Source organism: Catenibacterium sp. co_0103 (assembly GCF_004168205.1).
Lineage (GTDB): Bacteria > Bacillota_I > Bacilli_A > Erysipelotrichales > Coprobacillaceae > Catenibacterium > Catenibacterium mitsuoka_A.
The window spans coordinates 1-15,965 of record NZ_RCYB01000049.1; the positions used below are offsets into that span (position 1 = coordinate 1).

The 15,965-nt window shown below is 34.1% G+C and carries 19 protein-coding genes, 1 tRNA gene, 1 pseudogene and 1 other annotated feature; of the genes and pseudogenes, 16 read left to right on the forward strand and 5 right to left on the reverse strand.

Annotation, left to right across the window (positions count from 1 at the left end):
* A pseudogene (locus EAI80_RS08570) lies at window positions 1–334 on the reverse strand (3-deoxy-7-phosphoheptulonate synthase); the annotation flags it as partial.
* A 40-nt stretch (window positions 335–374) separates the two neighbouring features.
* Window positions 375–609 (reverse strand) — a binding site (T-box leader).
* Window positions 610–838: 229 nt separating this feature from the next.
* On the opposite strand from EAI80_RS08570, the gene EAI80_RS08575 reads away from it, so the two are divergent.
* Window positions 839–925, forward strand: a tRNA-Leu gene (locus EAI80_RS08575).
* Between the two features lie 64 nt (window positions 926–989).
* Here the strand turns inward: EAI80_RS08575 and EAI80_RS08580 are convergent.
* Window positions 990–1,400, reverse strand: coding sequence for a C-GCAxxG-C-C family protein (locus EAI80_RS08580; protein WP_238634524.1), 411 nt, complete (start codon window positions 1,398–1,400; stop codon window positions 990–992).
* A 5-nt stretch (window positions 1,401–1,405) separates the two neighbouring features.
* Complete coding sequence (locus tag EAI80_RS08585) at window positions 1,406–1,948, reverse strand: DNA-3-methyladenine glycosylase I (RefSeq protein ID WP_129981703.1); 543 nt, start codon at window positions 1,946–1,948, stop codon at window positions 1,406–1,408.
* Window positions 1,949–2,037: 89 nt separating this feature from the next.
* Between EAI80_RS08585 and EAI80_RS08590 the strand changes: the two genes are divergently transcribed.
* The 3 genes from EAI80_RS08590 (at window position 2,038) to EAI80_RS08600 (ending at window position 5,202) form a co-directional block, all read left to right on the forward strand.
* Window positions 2,038–3,351 (forward strand): RsmF rRNA methyltransferase first C-terminal domain-containing protein, encoded by a 1,314-nt coding sequence (locus tag EAI80_RS08590; RefSeq protein ID WP_129981704.1) that lies wholly within the window; start codon window positions 2,038–2,040, stop codon window positions 3,349–3,351.
* Complete coding sequence (locus EAI80_RS08595) at window positions 3,348–3,788, forward strand: HD domain-containing protein (RefSeq protein WP_129981705.1); 441 nt, start codon at window positions 3,348–3,350, stop codon at window positions 3,786–3,788. Before EAI80_RS08590 ends, EAI80_RS08595 begins: the two co-directional genes overlap by 4 nt.
* Window positions 3,789–3,858: 70 nt before the next feature.
* Window positions 3,859–5,202 carry a C40 family peptidase gene (locus EAI80_RS08600; RefSeq protein ID WP_129981706.1) on the forward strand — a complete coding sequence of 448 codons (1,344 nt, stop codon included), beginning with the start codon at window positions 3,859–3,861 and terminating at the stop codon, window positions 5,200–5,202.
* Window positions 5,203–5,244: 42 nt separating this feature from the next.
* On the opposite strand, the gene EAI80_RS08605 is transcribed toward EAI80_RS08600, so the two are convergent.
* Window positions 5,245–5,520 carry a hypothetical protein gene (locus tag EAI80_RS08605; RefSeq protein WP_022425871.1) on the reverse strand — a complete coding sequence of 92 codons (276 nt, stop codon included), beginning with the start codon at window positions 5,518–5,520 and terminating at the stop codon, window positions 5,245–5,247.
* Window positions 5,521–5,705: 185 nt separating this feature from the next.
* Here EAI80_RS08605 and EAI80_RS08610 point away from each other — a divergent pair, with 185 nt between their 5' ends.
* The 9 genes from EAI80_RS08610 (at window position 5,706) to EAI80_RS08650 (ending at window position 11,972) form a co-directional block, all read left to right on the forward strand.
* Window positions 5,706–6,935, forward strand: a complete 1,230-nt coding sequence (locus EAI80_RS08610; RefSeq protein ID WP_129981707.1) for a M15 family metallopeptidase — start codon at window positions 5,706–5,708, stop codon at window positions 6,933–6,935.
* Between the two features lie 42 nt (window positions 6,936–6,977).
* Window positions 6,978–7,493 (forward strand): class I SAM-dependent methyltransferase, encoded by a 516-nt coding sequence (locus tag EAI80_RS08615; protein WP_129981708.1) that lies wholly within the window; start codon window positions 6,978–6,980, stop codon window positions 7,491–7,493.
* A gap of 154 nt (window positions 7,494–7,647) precedes the next feature.
* Complete coding sequence (locus EAI80_RS08620) at window positions 7,648–8,004, forward strand: HAD-IA family hydrolase (RefSeq protein WP_238634530.1); 357 nt, start codon at window positions 7,648–7,650, stop codon at window positions 8,002–8,004.
* A 31-nt stretch (window positions 8,005–8,035) separates the two neighbouring features.
* Window positions 8,036–8,590 carry a Sir2 family NAD-dependent protein deacetylase gene (locus tag EAI80_RS08625; protein WP_129981709.1) on the forward strand — a complete coding sequence of 185 codons (555 nt, stop codon included), beginning with the start codon at window positions 8,036–8,038 and terminating at the stop codon, window positions 8,588–8,590.
* 5 nt (window positions 8,591–8,595) lie between these two features.
* Entirely contained in the window at window positions 8,596–9,048 is a 453-nt protein-coding gene (locus EAI80_RS08630; RefSeq protein ID WP_129981710.1) for a DUF3990 domain-containing protein, read from the forward strand.
* Entirely contained in the window at window positions 9,045–9,515 is a 471-nt protein-coding gene (locus EAI80_RS08635) for a hypothetical protein (RefSeq protein WP_129981711.1), read from the forward strand. Before EAI80_RS08630 ends, EAI80_RS08635 begins: the two co-directional genes overlap by 4 nt.
* Window positions 9,516–9,531: 16 nt before the next feature.
* On the forward strand, window positions 9,532–9,945 hold the full coding sequence (locus EAI80_RS08640; RefSeq protein ID WP_238634532.1) for a hypothetical protein: 414 nt from the start codon (window positions 9,532–9,534) through the stop codon (window positions 9,943–9,945).
* 63 nt (window positions 9,946–10,008) lie between these two features.
* Window positions 10,009–10,911 carry a hypothetical protein gene (locus EAI80_RS08645; protein ID WP_238634534.1) on the forward strand — a complete coding sequence of 301 codons (903 nt, stop codon included), beginning with the start codon at window positions 10,009–10,011 and terminating at the stop codon, window positions 10,909–10,911.
* Between the two features lie 32 nt (window positions 10,912–10,943).
* The gene (locus EAI80_RS08650) at window positions 10,944–11,972 is read left to right on the forward strand and encodes a M42 family metallopeptidase (RefSeq protein WP_129981712.1); all 1,029 of its coding nucleotides are present in this window, start codon (window positions 10,944–10,946) and stop codon (window positions 11,970–11,972) included.
* 31 nt (window positions 11,973–12,003) lie between these two features.
* Here the strand turns inward: EAI80_RS08650 and EAI80_RS08655 are convergent, their stop codons facing one another.
* Entirely contained in the window at window positions 12,004–12,207 is a 204-nt protein-coding gene (locus tag EAI80_RS08655) for a cold shock domain-containing protein (protein ID WP_006505439.1), read from the reverse strand.
* Window positions 12,208–12,445: 238 nt separating this feature from the next.
* Between EAI80_RS08655 and EAI80_RS08660 the strand changes: the two genes are divergently transcribed.
* Genes EAI80_RS08660 through EAI80_RS08670 form a run of 3 tightly spaced genes read left to right on the forward strand, consistent with a single transcriptional unit; the run spans window position 12,446 to window position 15,888 of the window.
* On the forward strand, window positions 12,446–13,663 hold the full coding sequence (locus EAI80_RS08660; protein WP_129981713.1) for an aminopeptidase: 1,218 nt from the start codon (window positions 12,446–12,448) through the stop codon (window positions 13,661–13,663).
* 9 nt (window positions 13,664–13,672) lie between these two features.
* Window positions 13,673–15,262, forward strand: a complete 1,590-nt coding sequence (locus EAI80_RS08665; RefSeq protein ID WP_006505441.1) for a peptide chain release factor 3 — start codon at window positions 13,673–13,675, stop codon at window positions 15,260–15,262.
* A 32-nt stretch (window positions 15,263–15,294) separates the two neighbouring features.
* Window positions 15,295–15,888: a hypothetical protein gene (locus EAI80_RS08670; protein ID WP_238634536.1), complete on the forward strand. Its 594-nt coding sequence runs from the start codon at window positions 15,295–15,297 to the stop codon at window positions 15,886–15,888.
* Window positions 15,889–15,965 lie beyond the last annotated feature (77 nt).

The window sequence follows — 15,965 nt, forward strand, 5'->3', positions numbered from 1 at the left end:
CAATAACCTGTTCTTCTGATTCTACAGAACAAGGACCAGCAATAAGAGCCATATGGCCTCCACCTACTTTAACACCACCTACATCCACAATAGTATCTTCAGGATGGAATGCTCTATTGGCAAGCTTATAAGGCTGTTCAACTCTCATAACCTTTTCTACATTAGGTGAAACTTCAATATCTCTAGGATCTACTTTAGTCGTATCCCCAATTACACCGATAATAGTTGTTTCATGACCAGTAGAAACATGCGGTTCTAAACCATAGCCTTCAATCTTGTCAGTTACTTTCTTAATATCATTTTCATCACATTTTGGTTTTAATACAATAATCATAATCTTTTCTCCTTTGGATATATAAAAAGTCCCTCTCGATTATAAGGACGAGAGGGACTTCGCGTTACCACCTTATTTTATCCATACATCACTATATAGACCTCTGTGAGTACTATCATACTCTGACGATATAACGGTCGTACCCGTGGATACCTACTTCATTTCAATATCCCGACTCCTTGATGTATTTCATCCACATGAATCATTCCCTCTCAGCACTAGGAACTCTCTGTAAATCCAAAAACTGAATGTTCTTTTCAATTCGTTGTCTTTTTTGTATATGAATCTAATATAAGAGCCTTAAAACCAAATGTCAATGATTTTTATAGAGTAAGCGAATACATTTAGAAAAAAATAAAAATATTTCTTTTTATGCTACTTATATGAGTGAAAATAAATTCAAATACTATATGTACTTGAAAAAATCATGAGAAGCACATCAAAATAAACCATTTTTTTCTTGAAAACGTCTCCTATGCATACTATAATAATAGCGTTGTCAATGCCCTTGTGATGAAATTGGTAGACATAGCAGACTCAAAATCTGCCGGCTTCAAACCCGTACCGGTTCGAGTCCGGTCAAGGGCACCAATTATTAACGATTAAGCTGGGATGTATTCTCAGCTTTTTTTGCACTAAAAAAAGGAATAGATGACTATTCCTCACTAAATAATACTTCTTCTACAATAGCAGCGGCATCTCTAATACAGTCAGGACAAGTTCTTAACAACTTACCTGTTTCTACACCTTTTAATACTTTGCATGTAGTTGTAGAGTTCTTTTCTTTAAATTTTTGCATGATTTCTCTAGATAACTTATAAGTACTTGCTTTACTATTTGGCTTATCTAGATTGCCTGTACTATTCTTACATCCTGCAAGAAGACATGCACCAGTCACAGCACCACAAGTTCCTTCCATGCATCCTACGCCTAGACCTAAGCCTTCAGCTACCTTAAACATTGTTTCCTCATCCATGCCTACAAGATCACAATAAGTACATGCAATAGCCTGTGCACAGTTATAACCCTTATCATGTTTCTTAATAGTTTCATCAATACGTGTCATATCCTTTACCTCCATTCACAATTCATGAGATGATCATTATAAATACCAATCGCCTGTAAATAACTATAAATAATCACAGGACCTACAAACTTAAAGCTATGTTTCTTTAAATCTTTAGATATCTTAGTAGACAGTGCATCACTTGCAGGTATCTCTTTTTCTTCTGTATAACGATGATCGATTACCTTATAATCTACAAAAGACCAGATATAATGATCAAAGCTGCCAAACTCTTCCTGCACGTTTAGAAAAGCTTTCGCATTGATTATAATACTATTGATCTTCAAACGATTATGAATAATCCCTTCAGCTTCATAGAGAGATTCTATTTTTTCTTTAGAATAAGAGGCAATCTTGTGATAATCAAAATCATCAAATGCCTGATTATAAGCTTCTTCCTTTTTTAAAATAGTATCCCAGGATAATCCTGCCTGCATGCCTTCTAAAACAAGCATCTTAAATAACATTATTTCATCATGTGTTTCTTTACACCATTGATCATCATGATATTTGATTGCTTCTTTACTTTTAGCCCATGAACACCTCATTAAATAATCCTCCTTTTTACATTGTAGCATATCCAAAGTAGTCAACACATCTATTTTTTTGTATAATAGTTCAGAAAGGACGTGAATTTATGGAACAATTTGATGCCCGTATGAAGTCTTTATTAAAAGATGAATATGATGACTTTAAGAAGGCTTTGTTAGAAAAGCCAGTTAAAGGTTTATATTTAAATAGAAATAAGAAAAATGTAGAAAGAGTACTAGATAAGAACTATGTAGAACATCATCCTATTGTAGAAAATGGTTATCTCTATGATGAACACTATCATCCAGGAAGAAGTGCTTATTTTCTTGCAGGACTTTATTATATCCAGGAACCAAGTGCGATGCTTGTAGCAGATGCATTACCTATTGAACCTGATGATTTTGTGTTAGATATGTGTGCGGCACCAGGAGGTAAAAGCTGTGAGATTGCATCTCGATTAACTGGAGAAGGTATATTAATTGCGAATGATATAGAAGCATCTCGTGCCCGTATTTTAAGTGAGAATATTGAACGTTTTGGTTTAGATAATACAATAGTCACAAATATAGATCCCATGCGCTTTACTAAACAATTTCAGGAAGCATTTGATAAGATTGTCTTAGATGCACCTTGTAGTGGAGAAGGGATGTTTAGAAAACTTGAACAGGCAATAGATACATGGAGTGAAGAAAAGGTATTAGAATGTGCTCATATTCAAAAGAATCTTTTAAAGGGTGCTTATGAAATGTTGAAGCAGGGTGGTATGGTTATTTATTCTACATGTACTTACTCATATGAAGAAAATGAAGCAATGGTTCATTATGCAGTGGATCAACTTGGCTTTGAATTACTTCCTCTTACTAAATCTCATGGTTTATGTCCAGGTGTTGATCTAGATGAAGTGGTGAGATGTTATCCTCATCATTATCGTGGAGAAGGGCACTTTATCGCCTTGCTAAGAAAACCAGGTAATAGTCCAAGAAAACAAGTACGTACTATGAAGTCTCAAGTAAATCCGGCTGACTTAAAGGTCTTAAAAGCTTTCTATCAGGAAAACCTCAATAAGAAAGTACCTTCATACATCATAGAAAATAATGGACATCTTTATGCAGTTAAGAAGAACTTCCCAGAACTCAAAGGAATCAGAGTATTACGTAATGGGCTTTATTTAGGTGAAGTGAGAAAGAATAGATTTATACCTAGCTATTCTCTTGCCCTAACTCTCACTAAACAAGATGTAAAAAGAAGTTATGACTATCCAAGTGAAAGTGAAGAAATCAAGAAATATATCCATGGTGAAACTTTAGAAGGAACAGGAGAAAAAGGCTTTGGTGTCATCTTTGTAGATGGGTATCCACTTTCCTTCTATAAAGAAAGCAATCAGGTTAAAAACCTATTTCCTAAGGGACTGAGACGATGAATCGTTACTTTAGCTTACGTGATGAAGTATTACATCTTTTAGATGAAAAAAGTTATGGGTATTATAAAAGAGAAGCTATTGCACATATGTTTCAGGTAGAAACATTATGCTTATTACTTGCAAAAGAAAGAAATCTAGATGAAGAATTATGTGCTATTATCGGTCTTCTTCATGATATTGCAGTTCCTATTTATTCTTATAGTTTCCAGCATGCCATTCGTTCAAGTAAATTGGCAAAAGAATTACTGGATCCTATATTTAGCGAAGAAGAAAAGAACATTATTCTAACTGCAATCAGTAATCATTCACATAAAGAACGCAAAGATGATGCATATAGTGAACTGATTAAAGATGCAGATTGTTGGAGTCACTATCTCGAAAAGACAGTTTTGAAGCATGAAGAATCAGAAAGGCTAAAACTTCTTAAGATTATGTGAATTTACATATGACATTGGGTTTTAATTGGAGTTGTGTTATAATTAACTGTGCGTAAAGGAAGGTGATTTTGTGAAAAGAGGACATAAAATAGTATCATTGCTTATTGCATGTGCGATGGTAACTCCGCTTGCTTTTTCTAATGTGAATACAGTAGAAGCGGCCAATAAATTTGAAGGTCAGGAAACAAAGTATTATAAGCTTTGTTCATCTAAGACACTTACACGTTCAAATCAGAATACTTGTAAAGAGTTTAATAAATACTTAAAAACAAAGAGTGCAAGCTTAAAGAGTGAAATCAGCCGCAAGCAGAGCAGTGTTGATAGTGCAAAGCTATCTATTTCAGATGCAGCAGATAAGATTAATAGCTTAAATAGTCAGATCAATGAAGCTACTCAGAAGATTGCTTATATGAATACTGCAATCACAAATGCTGAAAACAATCTGAATGAAAAGAAGGCTTTATTAAAGGATAGAATCTATTCTATGCAGAGTCAGATGAATTCTAATGCCTATGTTGATTATTTATTTAATGCAAGTTCATTCTCAGATTTCTTCTCAAGAGCTGCAACTCTTAAGGATTTAACTTCTTATGAAACAGATTTAATGAATGAAATCAAGGAAGAACAGAAGCAGTTAGAAATTCAGAAACAGACACTTGTAGATACTCAGACTGCACTTAATGCTCAGAAGAGTCAGGCTGAAGAATTACAGAAATCATTAGTTGCAAAACTTGAAGCTGAACAGAAGGCTTTACAGGATAAGCAGAGTGATTTATCTGATAATGAAAGCAACATTGGTACAATTGCTCAGAACTTAGTTGAACTAAGTAAGGCTTCAGATGAATCTAAAGTAAGTGGTGTAACACATGCAACACCAAATAAGAACAACAGCAGTTCTTCTAGTAATAGTGGTTCTTCTAATAATGGAGGATCATCAAACAACAGTGGTTCATCAAACAATGGTGGAGGGAATACAATTCCAACACCAACACCTAGTCCAGACCAGTCTTCTAGAGGACTTGCGATTGCGAACAAGGCATTAACTCGTCAGGGTTATATGTATTCATGGGGTGGATGTCACTCTATGAGTCAGATTGCAAACCCTAACTGGACTAAGTTTGACTGTTCAGGTCTAGTTAACTGGGCTCATTATCAGGCTGGTGTTAATATTGGATCAAATACGACTAAGACATTATGTGGTGTAGGAACACAGGTGGATCGTGGTTCTATGCAGGCTGGTGATATTATCTTATTTAGTTCAAATGGTTCATATTCTGGTGTTCATCATGTCGGCATCTATATTGGTGGTAACCGTATGGTACATGCCCCTTCAAGTGGTAAACCAGTACAGGTTGCAACATTAGGAAATGGTTATTGGCAAAGAGAATTCTACCAGGCAAGAAGATGTTATTAAAGGAATGCGAGGCATTCCTTTTTTAGCGCAAAAAAAAACGGTTTAACCGTTTTTCTTTTTTAAGATAACTTTTGTAACGATAATGATTAATACTAATACAATCGCAGATGAAATATAGAAAGTATTCATTAGTGGTGGTTTACTGAACCATTTAGTAGACTTTGCAATCATACGTGCAGCTAAAGCAATTGAGTAACCAGTAGAAGCAGCACCTACTAAAGCAAGTAATGCTTTGAATAATTTTCCTGTAACTTCAGTAAATAAAATTGCGATTGCAAGAGTACATAACGCAATGAATATATAAATGACTAATTGCATTGGGGAAACCTCCTTTTCACACTTAATAAAAGATATCATAAAATCACCCTTTTTGCAATTGTGTTCGATTAATTAAACAGTAATATGTAAATTATGTGAAAATGTGAGATAATAAGGATGGAGTGTGGACAAATAATGTCCTGTTTGGTACTATTATTCGTGATAAGGAAAGAGGTAAAAAACTTATGAGAAGAAAGAGAAATTATAATTATTCTCCTTACAGTCGTCGTAGAAGAATAAGATGGGATAATGTCTTGAAGGTTGTTATTCCTGTTGTTGTAGTACTTGTATTAGTAATCACATTTAACTTTTCACGTATTAGACTTGCAATGAAAGGCTATTCATGGTCGCAGCAGTCTGCTGTATTAAAGCTAACAAGTGATAAAGTGAAGATTGTGATTGATGATGATTATTTAGATCATGTTGATTCTTGGTTAAAACATTCTAAGGATGTTAAGTATTATGCTGATTTTGAACAATATCAGTCTCTTCATAAGAAGATGAAAGCTGCTGATGTAGTAGATACATTATCACCAATGTTAGATGACCAGGTTCCTGCTTTAAAGAAGAATGGGTATACTGAAAAACAGATTTGGACGATCTTAAAGACAGCTGATAGTGATGATTTAGATTATATTCTAGAAAAAGGCTATAGCTATAATACGATGAAGAATTATATGGCTGTATCTGGATTCAAGTTCCAGGATATGGATAAATATGAAGAAGCTTATAAATCAAGTAAGAATTATAACTATGCTGTATTAAGTACATCTTATCCATTTATTGGAGATTCTACTAAAGAAGCGACTAGACATACTATTACTGATCCAGCACGTTATACAACTCTTGTAAAGAAAGGTTTATACCTTCCTTCTAGTTATAAACCAGCTGATTTAGTCACACCTGATAAGAAATATATCACTAAGAAATGTGACCATCCAAAATTAAGAAAAGATGCTTATAAGGCATTTCTTGCTATGCGTAAAGCAGGCGAAAAGGAAGGCTATTATATCATGATCAATAGTGGTTATCGTTCTTATGATGAACAGAGTAAAATCTATAAGGAATATAAACAGAAGTGGGGAGAGCTTTACGCAATTCAGCACGTTGCATTACCTGGTGCGAGTGAACACCAGACAGGACTTGGTATCGATATGAGTTCAGAAAGTGTCGATGAAGGTAAGAGACTTGTATTTGGTGATACATCAGAATATAAGTGGGCATGTAAAAATGCTCATAAATATGGCTTTGTATTACGTTTTGCGGATGGTACTTCTAATATTACAGGCATTACACAGGAGCCTTGGCATTTCCGCTATGTAGGTAAAAAAGCTGCTAAGATCATGTATGAAAACAACTGGACATTAGAAGAATATTGTCTTTATACAGGAGATCTTCCTGCATTAAAATCATAATGAATCCGGCATTTGCCGGATTTTTTTAAAGGAGAAAAAAACATGTTAAGTATGGTAGAGTATGTGCATGAACGTATGCATACATATGATAATTTAGAAATAGGTGTAGATTTCACAATGGGTAATGGCCATGATACAAAGAGTTTAATTGAATGCTGCAAGGAAGTCTATAGCTTTGATATACAAGAAGAAGCATTCAAGCGTACAAAAGAACTCGTAGGAGACAAAGCACACCTTATTCGTGATTCTCATGAGAATTTTGATCATTATGTTGATACATTTGATATTGGTATTTTTAATCTAGGTTATTTACCTGAAGGTGATCATAACATCACAACAACACTTGATGTTACTCAAAGAACTCTTATTAAGGCGGTTGAACATATGAAAAAGGTCATCTTTATAACTTGTTATATTGGACATCCTCAGGGTAAAGAAGAGGCTTTATGGATTGATAACTATGTATCAGATTTAGATACACATACATATAATGTATCAAGTTTTAAGATGATGAATAAAAAGAATGCACCTTATGTAATAGAAATAGAGAGAAAATAATGAGATATAAAGATCTCATTTTTGATACTAATAAATACTATTGATATGAATATGATTCCATTACAGAAGATTATTCAGGAAGAAAAGAGAGAAACTGGACTTTAGAAGAAGTGTAATATTTTGCTTTTTATCTAGGTATGAAGGAATGGATGGTGTGTTAAAGACATTACATGAAAAGTTAAGATTTAGCGTTGTTTCTTCTAAGAATAAGAAGCAATATGATATTGATGTAGTTTCTTTAGGACTAGATGATTGTATGGAAGTTGTTGTGCTAGAGGATGATACCTCAAAACATAAACCTGATCCTGAACCATTGTTATTGTGTATGGAACGTTTGGAGTTAAATAAGGAAGGTGTTATGTATGTTGGAGATGCTTATTCAGATCTTCTTGCTTCAAGAAATGCAGGCATTGATTTTGCGCTTGCAAAATGGGGTAGTGTAGAAATCAAAGACGTGAGTGATTCTAATTATATACTAGAGAAGGTAGAAGATTTATTAGGACTTTTATAAGTGCTATAATATAACACAAGGAGATGATGTTATGAAGATAATCGCATTTACAGGTGCAGGAATATCTAAACAGAGTAATATTCCTACATTTATGGAAAGGCCGGATGTCAGAGAAAAGCTATTTAGAAGCTATGCACAAAGACATCATGAAGAGTACAATGAAGTGATTAGACAATTAAAAGCGAATATGAATGGTGCAAAACCAAATGATGCGCATTACGCCTTGGCAGAGTATCATATTCCTATTATCACAATGAATATTGATGGCTTACATAGACTTGCAGGTAGTGATGCATTAGAACTACATGGTGGTCTTCCTGAAGATGATGAAATGGATATTGCTTATTCTTTATACAATAAGCCAGTTCTTTATGGTGATCCAGCGCCAAATTATCAATTAGCTTATGAAATGGTATATGCATTACAACCAGGAGATGTATTTCTAGTTGTAGGATGTTCATTCCATACAGGTATATCTGTGGATTTAAGAGAGGTGGCTAAATCAAGAGGTGCACGTATTATTGAGATACAGGAAGATGCGGCTCATAATGTAAGAAAAGTATTGGAAGAATTAACGGAAGGATGATTTGAATAGAATTTTTTCAAGGTGATACTACAATTAAAAAACAACCAAAAATTATTGTAGATGGCTATTATAAGGATTTTGGCTATGGATTCTATTGTACAAGTTTAGAAAAACAAGCCAAACGCTGGGCGTTAGTAAAACCACGTGGTCATGTTGTAAATATCTATGAATATGTAGAAAACCACTTATTAAATATTCTTGTATTTAATGAAATGAGTGATGAATGGCTTGACTTTGTTGTTAGCTGTAGACGAGGCATCAAACATGATTATGATTGTGTGGAAGGACCTATGGCTGATGATACAATTTGGAATTATGTGGATGATTTTGCACGCGGTGATATATCTAGAGAAGCTTTCTGGGAACTTGTTAAGTTCAAGTATCCGACTCATCAAATTGTATTTTGTACAGAGGATGCGTTAAAACAACTTCATTTCAAAAGGAGTTATTCTTTATGATAAATAAATATTTTGAAGACGAAGAGATTAAGCAGAATGATCTTTTCTTTATGTGCTCCATGATTGAACGCGTTGCACGAAAGCTTCATCAAAGAAATAGATATGTTGTTAATGCGGTAGGTTACGATAACTTATATCATTTGATCAGCCTTGCAAATGTATTGCATAGTGAAAACCCTGATAAAGTGGCAAGTGACTGGATTAAAGAATATTCATTAGAAGAAGGTACATTTGATATCATGGATGTTGATCGTGAACTTTCTACCATCATACCTACTTCGCTAGATATGGGCAAAGTTTATTCACGTTTAATTGTAGATACAGCATCAATCAATGAAGACTATGTATCTGGAATGATACGTGTTTATAATGATAGAATTTGTGAAACAATTGATTCTTATACAAATGGGGCTTTCTATGAACCATCTTATGTGATTGCAAGAGCATATAAAGAGGGTGAATTTTAGAAAAGGAGATTAATTAATGGACTCAATTTTAATTAAACCACATCATTTTATTGATATTATTAAATTATATGGATCTGGGATAGATAGATTTGTTCCTGATGAAAAAATGGGACATGATTTTTATAAGGTTGCCAATGAAATTATTGATAATCCATCTGTTGGTTTAAAATTAACAATTGGTGGCGATGACATTTGTAAACCTTGTAAAAAGTATCATGAACAATGTGTTGATCCATTAACGCATATACAAGGATATACTAGTAAAGATGTTTATAATAAAACTTTAGATAAACGAATTATAAAACTATATAACTTAAATGATGAATATTATACTGCAAAGCAATTATGCTCTATAATTCAAAATAATAAAGAATATATCTTTGAAGTCTGGAATGAAGAAGATAATGAGGTAACACAAAAAAAGATATGAATTATTTTTACAAGGGGCTCATAAATTTTTAGATAACATTTAAAGAATAAAATATAGGAAGATGTGATTGAATTGTCAAAAAAGGAAAAAGCTTATTTTCATTTACCAGGATTGTTTGAATTTTATGAACTATATAAGAAGTTCCTTCCTCTTTTTTACAACCATAGAGAATATTTTTATGACTGGTGTGAAATAGGTTCTATTTATGGCGCTCCAATGGACTGTTTATGGGGTGGAGGAAGACTTGGAGAAGGGGAAGATAATCCTCGTGAGGTATTAGACCTGATAAAGACGTATCATATTTCTGCAAGACTTACTTTTAGTAACTCTATGCTAGAAGAAGAACATCTCTCAGATCCTAAATGTAATACATTGTGTAGGTTATTTAATGAAGCAGGCAACAATGGTGTGATTGTACACTCTGATCTCTTATTACACTATTTGATGGAGAAATATCCAAATCTATATTTTGCCTCTTCTACCACTAAAGTCATCACTGACTTTAATGATTTTAAAGAAGAATGCGAAAGAGAAGAGTTCCGCTATGTTGTGCCTGATTTCCGCTTAAATAAGAAATTTAAATTATTATCTACAATCAAACAGAAGGATAAAGTAGAATTCTTATGTAATGAATGCTGTTATGTAGGATGTCAGGATAGAAAGAAATGTTATGAAACGGTGAGTTTGCAGAATTTGGGTAAAGATATCCCTGATCATATTTGTAAAGCACCAAATGCAAAGCAAGGCTATCGTTTCTCTCTTGCTATGAATAATCCTTCATTTATTAGTATTGAAGATATACAGTCTATTTATAGACCGCTAGGCTTTACACAGTTCAAGATAGAAGGCAGAAGTCTAGGCAGTGCTCTTGTATTAGAGTTTCTGTTATATTATATGGTGAAGCCAGAATATTCAATTCATGTGAGAGAAGAAATCTATCTTGATAATATGCTTGATCTCTTTTAGATGTTATAATAAGTGAGAAAGAGAGGTTTCATATGAACGCATTAAAAGTAATGGAATTTGCGAAAGAACTGCTTTTAATTGATTCCCCTACAGGATATACAAAAGCAGTTATTGATTTTTATGAAAAGGAAGTCAAAGCCTTAGGTTATGAAACTATACATACCAATAAAGGTAACTTAATTGTTAAGGTGCCTGGTATCGGTCATCATACAAAGGCATTATGTGCCCACGTTGATACTTTAGGACTTATGGTCAGAAGTATCAAAGAAGATGGTACACTTGCATTTACTTTAGTAGGAGGCCCTATTGTTCCTACATTAGATGGTGAATATTGTAAAATAGTAACTAGAGATGGCAGAACTTATACAGGTACTATACTTTCTAATTCTCCAAGTGCACATGTCTATGACGATTCTAAGAATGTCTCTAGAACAGATATGACAATGCATGTACGTATTGATGAATGTGTGTCATCTAAGAAGGAAGCAGAAGAATTAGGTATCATGCCAGGAGATTATATTTGTATTGATCCTAAAACTACAATTACACCAAGCGGCTTCATTAAATCTAGATTTTTAGATGATAAACTAAGCGTAGCTATTCTGTATGGCTTACTAAAGACAATGAAGGAAGAATTTATTATTCCTCATGATACTTGGTATTTCTTAATCTCTACTTATGAAGAAGTAGGACATGGCTGTGCATATATCCCAGAAGAAATTAAAGAAGTGATTGCAGTGGATATGGGATGTATTGGTAAAGACTTAAGCTGCACTGAAAGAGATGTTTCTATTTGTGCTAAGGATTCTAGTGGTCCTTATGACTACCAGATGACAACAAAACTTATTAATCTTGCGAAAGATAATGAATTATCTTATGCCGTTGATATTTATCCATTTTATAGTTCTGATGTCTCTGCATCTTTAAGAGGCGGTCAGGATATTAGAGGCGCACTAATAGGTCCAGGTGTGGCTGCAAGTCATGGTATGGAACGTTCACATGTAGACGCAGTAGAGAACACAATGAAACTATTAATCGCTTATATGACAAAAAAAGACTGATGCTTATTGCATCAGCCTTTTTTTAAGGTGATTATTCAACTACTGTAACGTTAGCTGCCTGTGGTCCACGATCGCCTTCAACAACGTCAAATTCAACAGTCTGGCCTTCTTCTAGAGTCTTGTATCCATCAGCGTTGATTGCAGAGAAATGAACGAAGATATCTTTGCTCTGTCCTTCTACTGTAATGAATCCATAACCTTTTTCAGCCTTAAACCATTTTACTTTACCTGTCATCTGACATACCTCCTGTAAATTGCAATACATCAAGCAACTTTATTATAGGCTTTTGCAATCGATAGTGTACTACTGATAAAAAACCAATACAAAATGTCCTGTGTAACTGCTATACATATCATATCACATGTGTAAAATAATAACAAGAAAAATGGAAATTCAACACGTAATATGTTATGCTTTTTCTGTTGACAAAGATTATAAAATTCTTAGAATAATGGAGATGGGGTGTATTGATATGATGAATAAATATGCTGAATTGATAGTAAAAAAGGGCGTTAATCTTCAAAAAGGTCAGAAACTTGTAGTTACTGCGGATGTTGAATGTGCCTCTTTAGTGAAAGCTATCGCCAAAGAAGCCTATAAAGCAGGGGCTCTAGATGTAATCGCACATTATGTAGATGAGGATATTACAAGACTTAGATATGAACATAATGATGTAGATTATTTCAAGAAGGTTCCTGATTATTTAGTTGAACTACGTAATAAGTATGCATTAGAACATGCTGCTGTAGTTACTATTACATCAGAAAATCCTGATGGTTTTAAAGGTATTGATCCTTTAAAGATGGCTACTTACAGTAAAACTATGCATGAACAGGCTAAGACATTCTATGATCATTTAGATCTAGGTATTGATCGCTGGTGTATTGTAGGTGCACCTTCTCTTAAGTGGGCGAATAAGGTATTTCCTGATATGAATAATCAGGAGGCAACAGAAGCCTTATGGAAAGCTATCTATCATGTGTGTTATGTAGATACAAAAGACCCATTAAATGCTTGGGAAATGCATCGTGCATCTTTTGAAGAACGTGTGAAGACACTTAATGAGATGTCTATTGATTACTTACATTATACAAATAGTCTAGGAACTGATTTAAAAGTATATATGAATAAAGATTATTTATTTGCAGGTGGAGGAAGCTTTACAACTGATGGAGTTTATTCTTTCCCTAATATGCCTACAGAAGAAATCTTTACTTCTCCAGACTATCGTAAAACAGAAGGTATTGTTTATTCTTCATTACCACTTAACCATGGTGGTTCACTCGTCAATGATTTTTATATTCAATTCCATGAGGGTCGTGTTGTGGACTTTGATGCTAAGACTGGTAAAGATGTACTTGCAAGCATCATTGATACTGATGATGGGGCTCATTATTTAGGTGAAGTAGCACTTGTGCCAGTTGATTCTCCTATATCAGAAATGGGGCTATTATTCTATAACACATTATTTGATGAGAATGCAGCATGTCATCTTGCTCTTGGTAAAGGTTTTAATGAATGTATTAAGGGCGGTTATGAGATGACTAAAGAAGAACTATATAAACATGGTGTCAATGATTCATTCACACATGTTGATTTTATGATTGGAACAAAAGACCTTGATATTGAAGCTGTGACTCAAGATGGAAAAACAGTACAGATCTTCAAAAATGGTCAATTCGTAATTTAAGGAGGCTATATGTCAGAATTTGTAGATAAAGTAAGTAAACGTCGTACGTTTGCGATTATTTCTCACCCAGATGCTGGTAAAACAACATTAACAGAAAAGTTCTTATTATATGGTGGAGCTATTCAGGAAGCCGGTATGGTTAAGGGTAAGCAGAATATGCGTCATGCAGTCAGTGACTGGATGGAAATTGAAAAACAGAGAGGGATTTCTGTTACATCTTCAGTATTACAGTTCAACTATGATGGGTTCTGTATCAATATCCTAGATACTCCAGGCCATCAGGACTTCTCAGAAGATACATATCGTACATTAATGGCAGCTGACTCAGCAGTCATGGTTATTGATGCATCTAAGGGTGTCGAAGCACAGACACGTAAGTTATTCAAGGTTTGTGCAATGAGACATATTCCTATCTTTACTTTCATCAACAAGATGGATAGAGAAGCCAAAGACCCTTATGAATTAATGGAAGAAATTGAACAGGAATTAGGTATGGATACATGTCCTGTTAACTGGCCTATTGGATGTGGTAAACAGTTCAAAGGCGTTTATGAAAGAGAATCTAAGAAAGTGATTCGTTTCGTACCAGTACAGGGTGGTAAGAAGGAAGTACAGGAAATCATTACTGATTATGATGATCCTGAATTAATTAAAGAAATTGGTGAAGATTATTATGCGACTCTTCAGGATGATGTGGAACTACTAGATGGTGCTGGTGCAGAATTTGATCTAGAAAGAGTACATCGTGGAGAATTATCACCAGTATGTTTTGGTAGTGCCTTAACTAACTTTGGTGTAGAACCATTCTTACATCATTTCTTAGATTACTCTATGCCTCCTCAGCCAAAACAGAGCGATGATGGGCCAATTGATCCATTTAATGAAGACTTCAGTGCATTTGTATTCAAGATTCAGGCAAACATGAATAAAGCACATAGAGATAGAATGGCATTCATGCGTATTACTTCTGGTAAATACACTAAGGGTATGGAAGTATTCCATATGCAGGGAAATAAGAAGATTAAATTAAGCCAGTCTAAACAGCTAATGGCTGATGATCGTGAAGAAATCCAGGAAGCTTATTCTGGAGATATCATTGGTGTTTTTGATCCAGGTATTTTCTCTATTGGTGATACAATCTGTACACCTAAGCATAAATTCAAGTTTGAAGGTATTCCTACATTCGCCCCTGAACATTTCGCACGTATCCGTAATACAGATACAATGAAGCGTAAACAGTTCGTTAAGGGTGTAGAACAGATTGCTCAGGAAGGGGCTATTCAGATCTTCACTGAAATTGGTGGTTCAATGGAAGAAATCATCGTAGGTGTAGTAGGTGTCCTTCAGTTTGAGGTACTTGAATATCGTTTAAAGAATGAATATAACGTAAATATTAAGAGAGAACCTCTTGGATATCAGTTCATTAGATGGATTGATAATGAAGAAATTGATCTATATAGTTTGAATTTATCTTCAGATACAAAGAGAGTTCAGGATTTAAGAGGAAAGTATTTATTACTCTTCTCTAATCAATGGGGAATTAACTGGGCGACTGATAAGAACAAGGAATTAATCTTATCAGAATTCTCTAAAAACTAATGAAAAAGAATTGGCGTTATTGGTGGACGCTTTTGTACTTTGTAGTTTATCTGTTATGTTTCTTCTTTATTGAACATTTCTTACCAGTGACGCAATATCATATGATCTCTACACCAATAGATCATATGATTCCATTTAACGAGTGGTTTGTTTTCTTTTATATCAGCTGGTTTGGATATATCTTCTTCTCTTTCTGGTATTTCTTCTTTAAAGACAAGAAAGAATACTTGCAGATGATCACATTCCTATTTACCGGTATGACACTCTTTATAGTAGTATCAATAATCTATCCTAATGGTTTAGATATTAGACCAAAACAATTAGAACATAATAATATTGCGTTAATACTTGTTGATTTACTTTATAAGATTGATACACCAACCAATGTATTGCCTAGTATTCATATCTTTAATTCTATTGGTATGTGCATGGCGTTTAGTAAATCAAAGCATGCAACTAGTATTATGAAGAAGGGAACTACAATTCTTACGATAGGGATTATTCTTTCTACTTTCTTGATTAAGCAGCATGGAATGATTGATGCACTCTCTGCGGTTGTGTTATCTGTCGTTCTCTATGTTGTTGTTTATAAGAAAAACATTTATTTATTAAAAAGAAAATCTTAAAAGGGGCTGTAACGAATAGGTAGTATTTACTACTACCTTGAGCGTTACAGCTCTTTTTCGTATATCCAAACCCAAAA

Bases quoted from the DNA above. Each gene is read 5' to 3' on its own strand.
- EAI80_RS08580 (WP_238634524.1), bottom strand. From the start codon at position 1,400: ATGACACGTATTGATGAAACTATTAAGAAACATGATAAGGGTTATAAC.
- EAI80_RS08585 (WP_129981703.1), bottom strand. From the start codon at position 1,948: ATGAGGTGTTCATGGGCTAAAAGTAAAGAAGCAATCAAATATCATGAT.
- EAI80_RS08590 (WP_129981704.1), top strand. From the start codon at position 2,038: ATGGAACAATTTGATGCCCGTATGAAGTCTTTATTAAAAGATGAATAT.
- EAI80_RS08595 (WP_129981705.1), top strand. From the start codon at position 3,348: ATGAATCGTTACTTTAGCTTACGTGATGAAGTATTACATCTTTTAGAT.
- EAI80_RS08605 (WP_022425871.1), bottom strand. From the start codon at position 5,520: ATGCAATTAGTCATTTATATATTCATTGCGTTATGTACTCTTGCAATC.
- EAI80_RS08610 (WP_129981707.1), top strand. From the start codon at position 5,706: ATGAGAAGAAAGAGAAATTATAATTATTCTCCTTACAGTCGTCGTAGA.
- EAI80_RS08615 (WP_129981708.1), top strand. From the start codon at position 6,978: ATGTTAAGTATGGTAGAGTATGTGCATGAACGTATGCATACATATGAT.
- EAI80_RS08625 (WP_129981709.1), top strand. From the start codon at position 8,036: ATGAAGATAATCGCATTTACAGGTGCAGGAATATCTAAACAGAGTAAT.
- EAI80_RS08635 (WP_129981711.1), top strand. From the start codon at position 9,045: ATGATAAATAAATATTTTGAAGACGAAGAGATTAAGCAGAATGATCTT.
- EAI80_RS08640 (WP_238634532.1), top strand. From the start codon at position 9,532: ATGGACTCAATTTTAATTAAACCACATCATTTTATTGATATTATTAAA.
- EAI80_RS08650 (WP_129981712.1), top strand. From the start codon at position 10,944: ATGAACGCATTAAAAGTAATGGAATTTGCGAAAGAACTGCTTTTAATT.
- EAI80_RS08655 (WP_006505439.1), bottom strand. From the start codon at position 12,207: ATGACAGGTAAAGTAAAATGGTTTAAGGCTGAAAAAGGTTATGGATTC.
- EAI80_RS08660 (WP_129981713.1), top strand. From the start codon at position 12,446: ATGATGAATAAATATGCTGAATTGATAGTAAAAAAGGGCGTTAATCTT.
- EAI80_RS08665 (WP_006505441.1), top strand. From the start codon at position 13,673: ATGTCAGAATTTGTAGATAAAGTAAGTAAACGTCGTACGTTTGCGATT.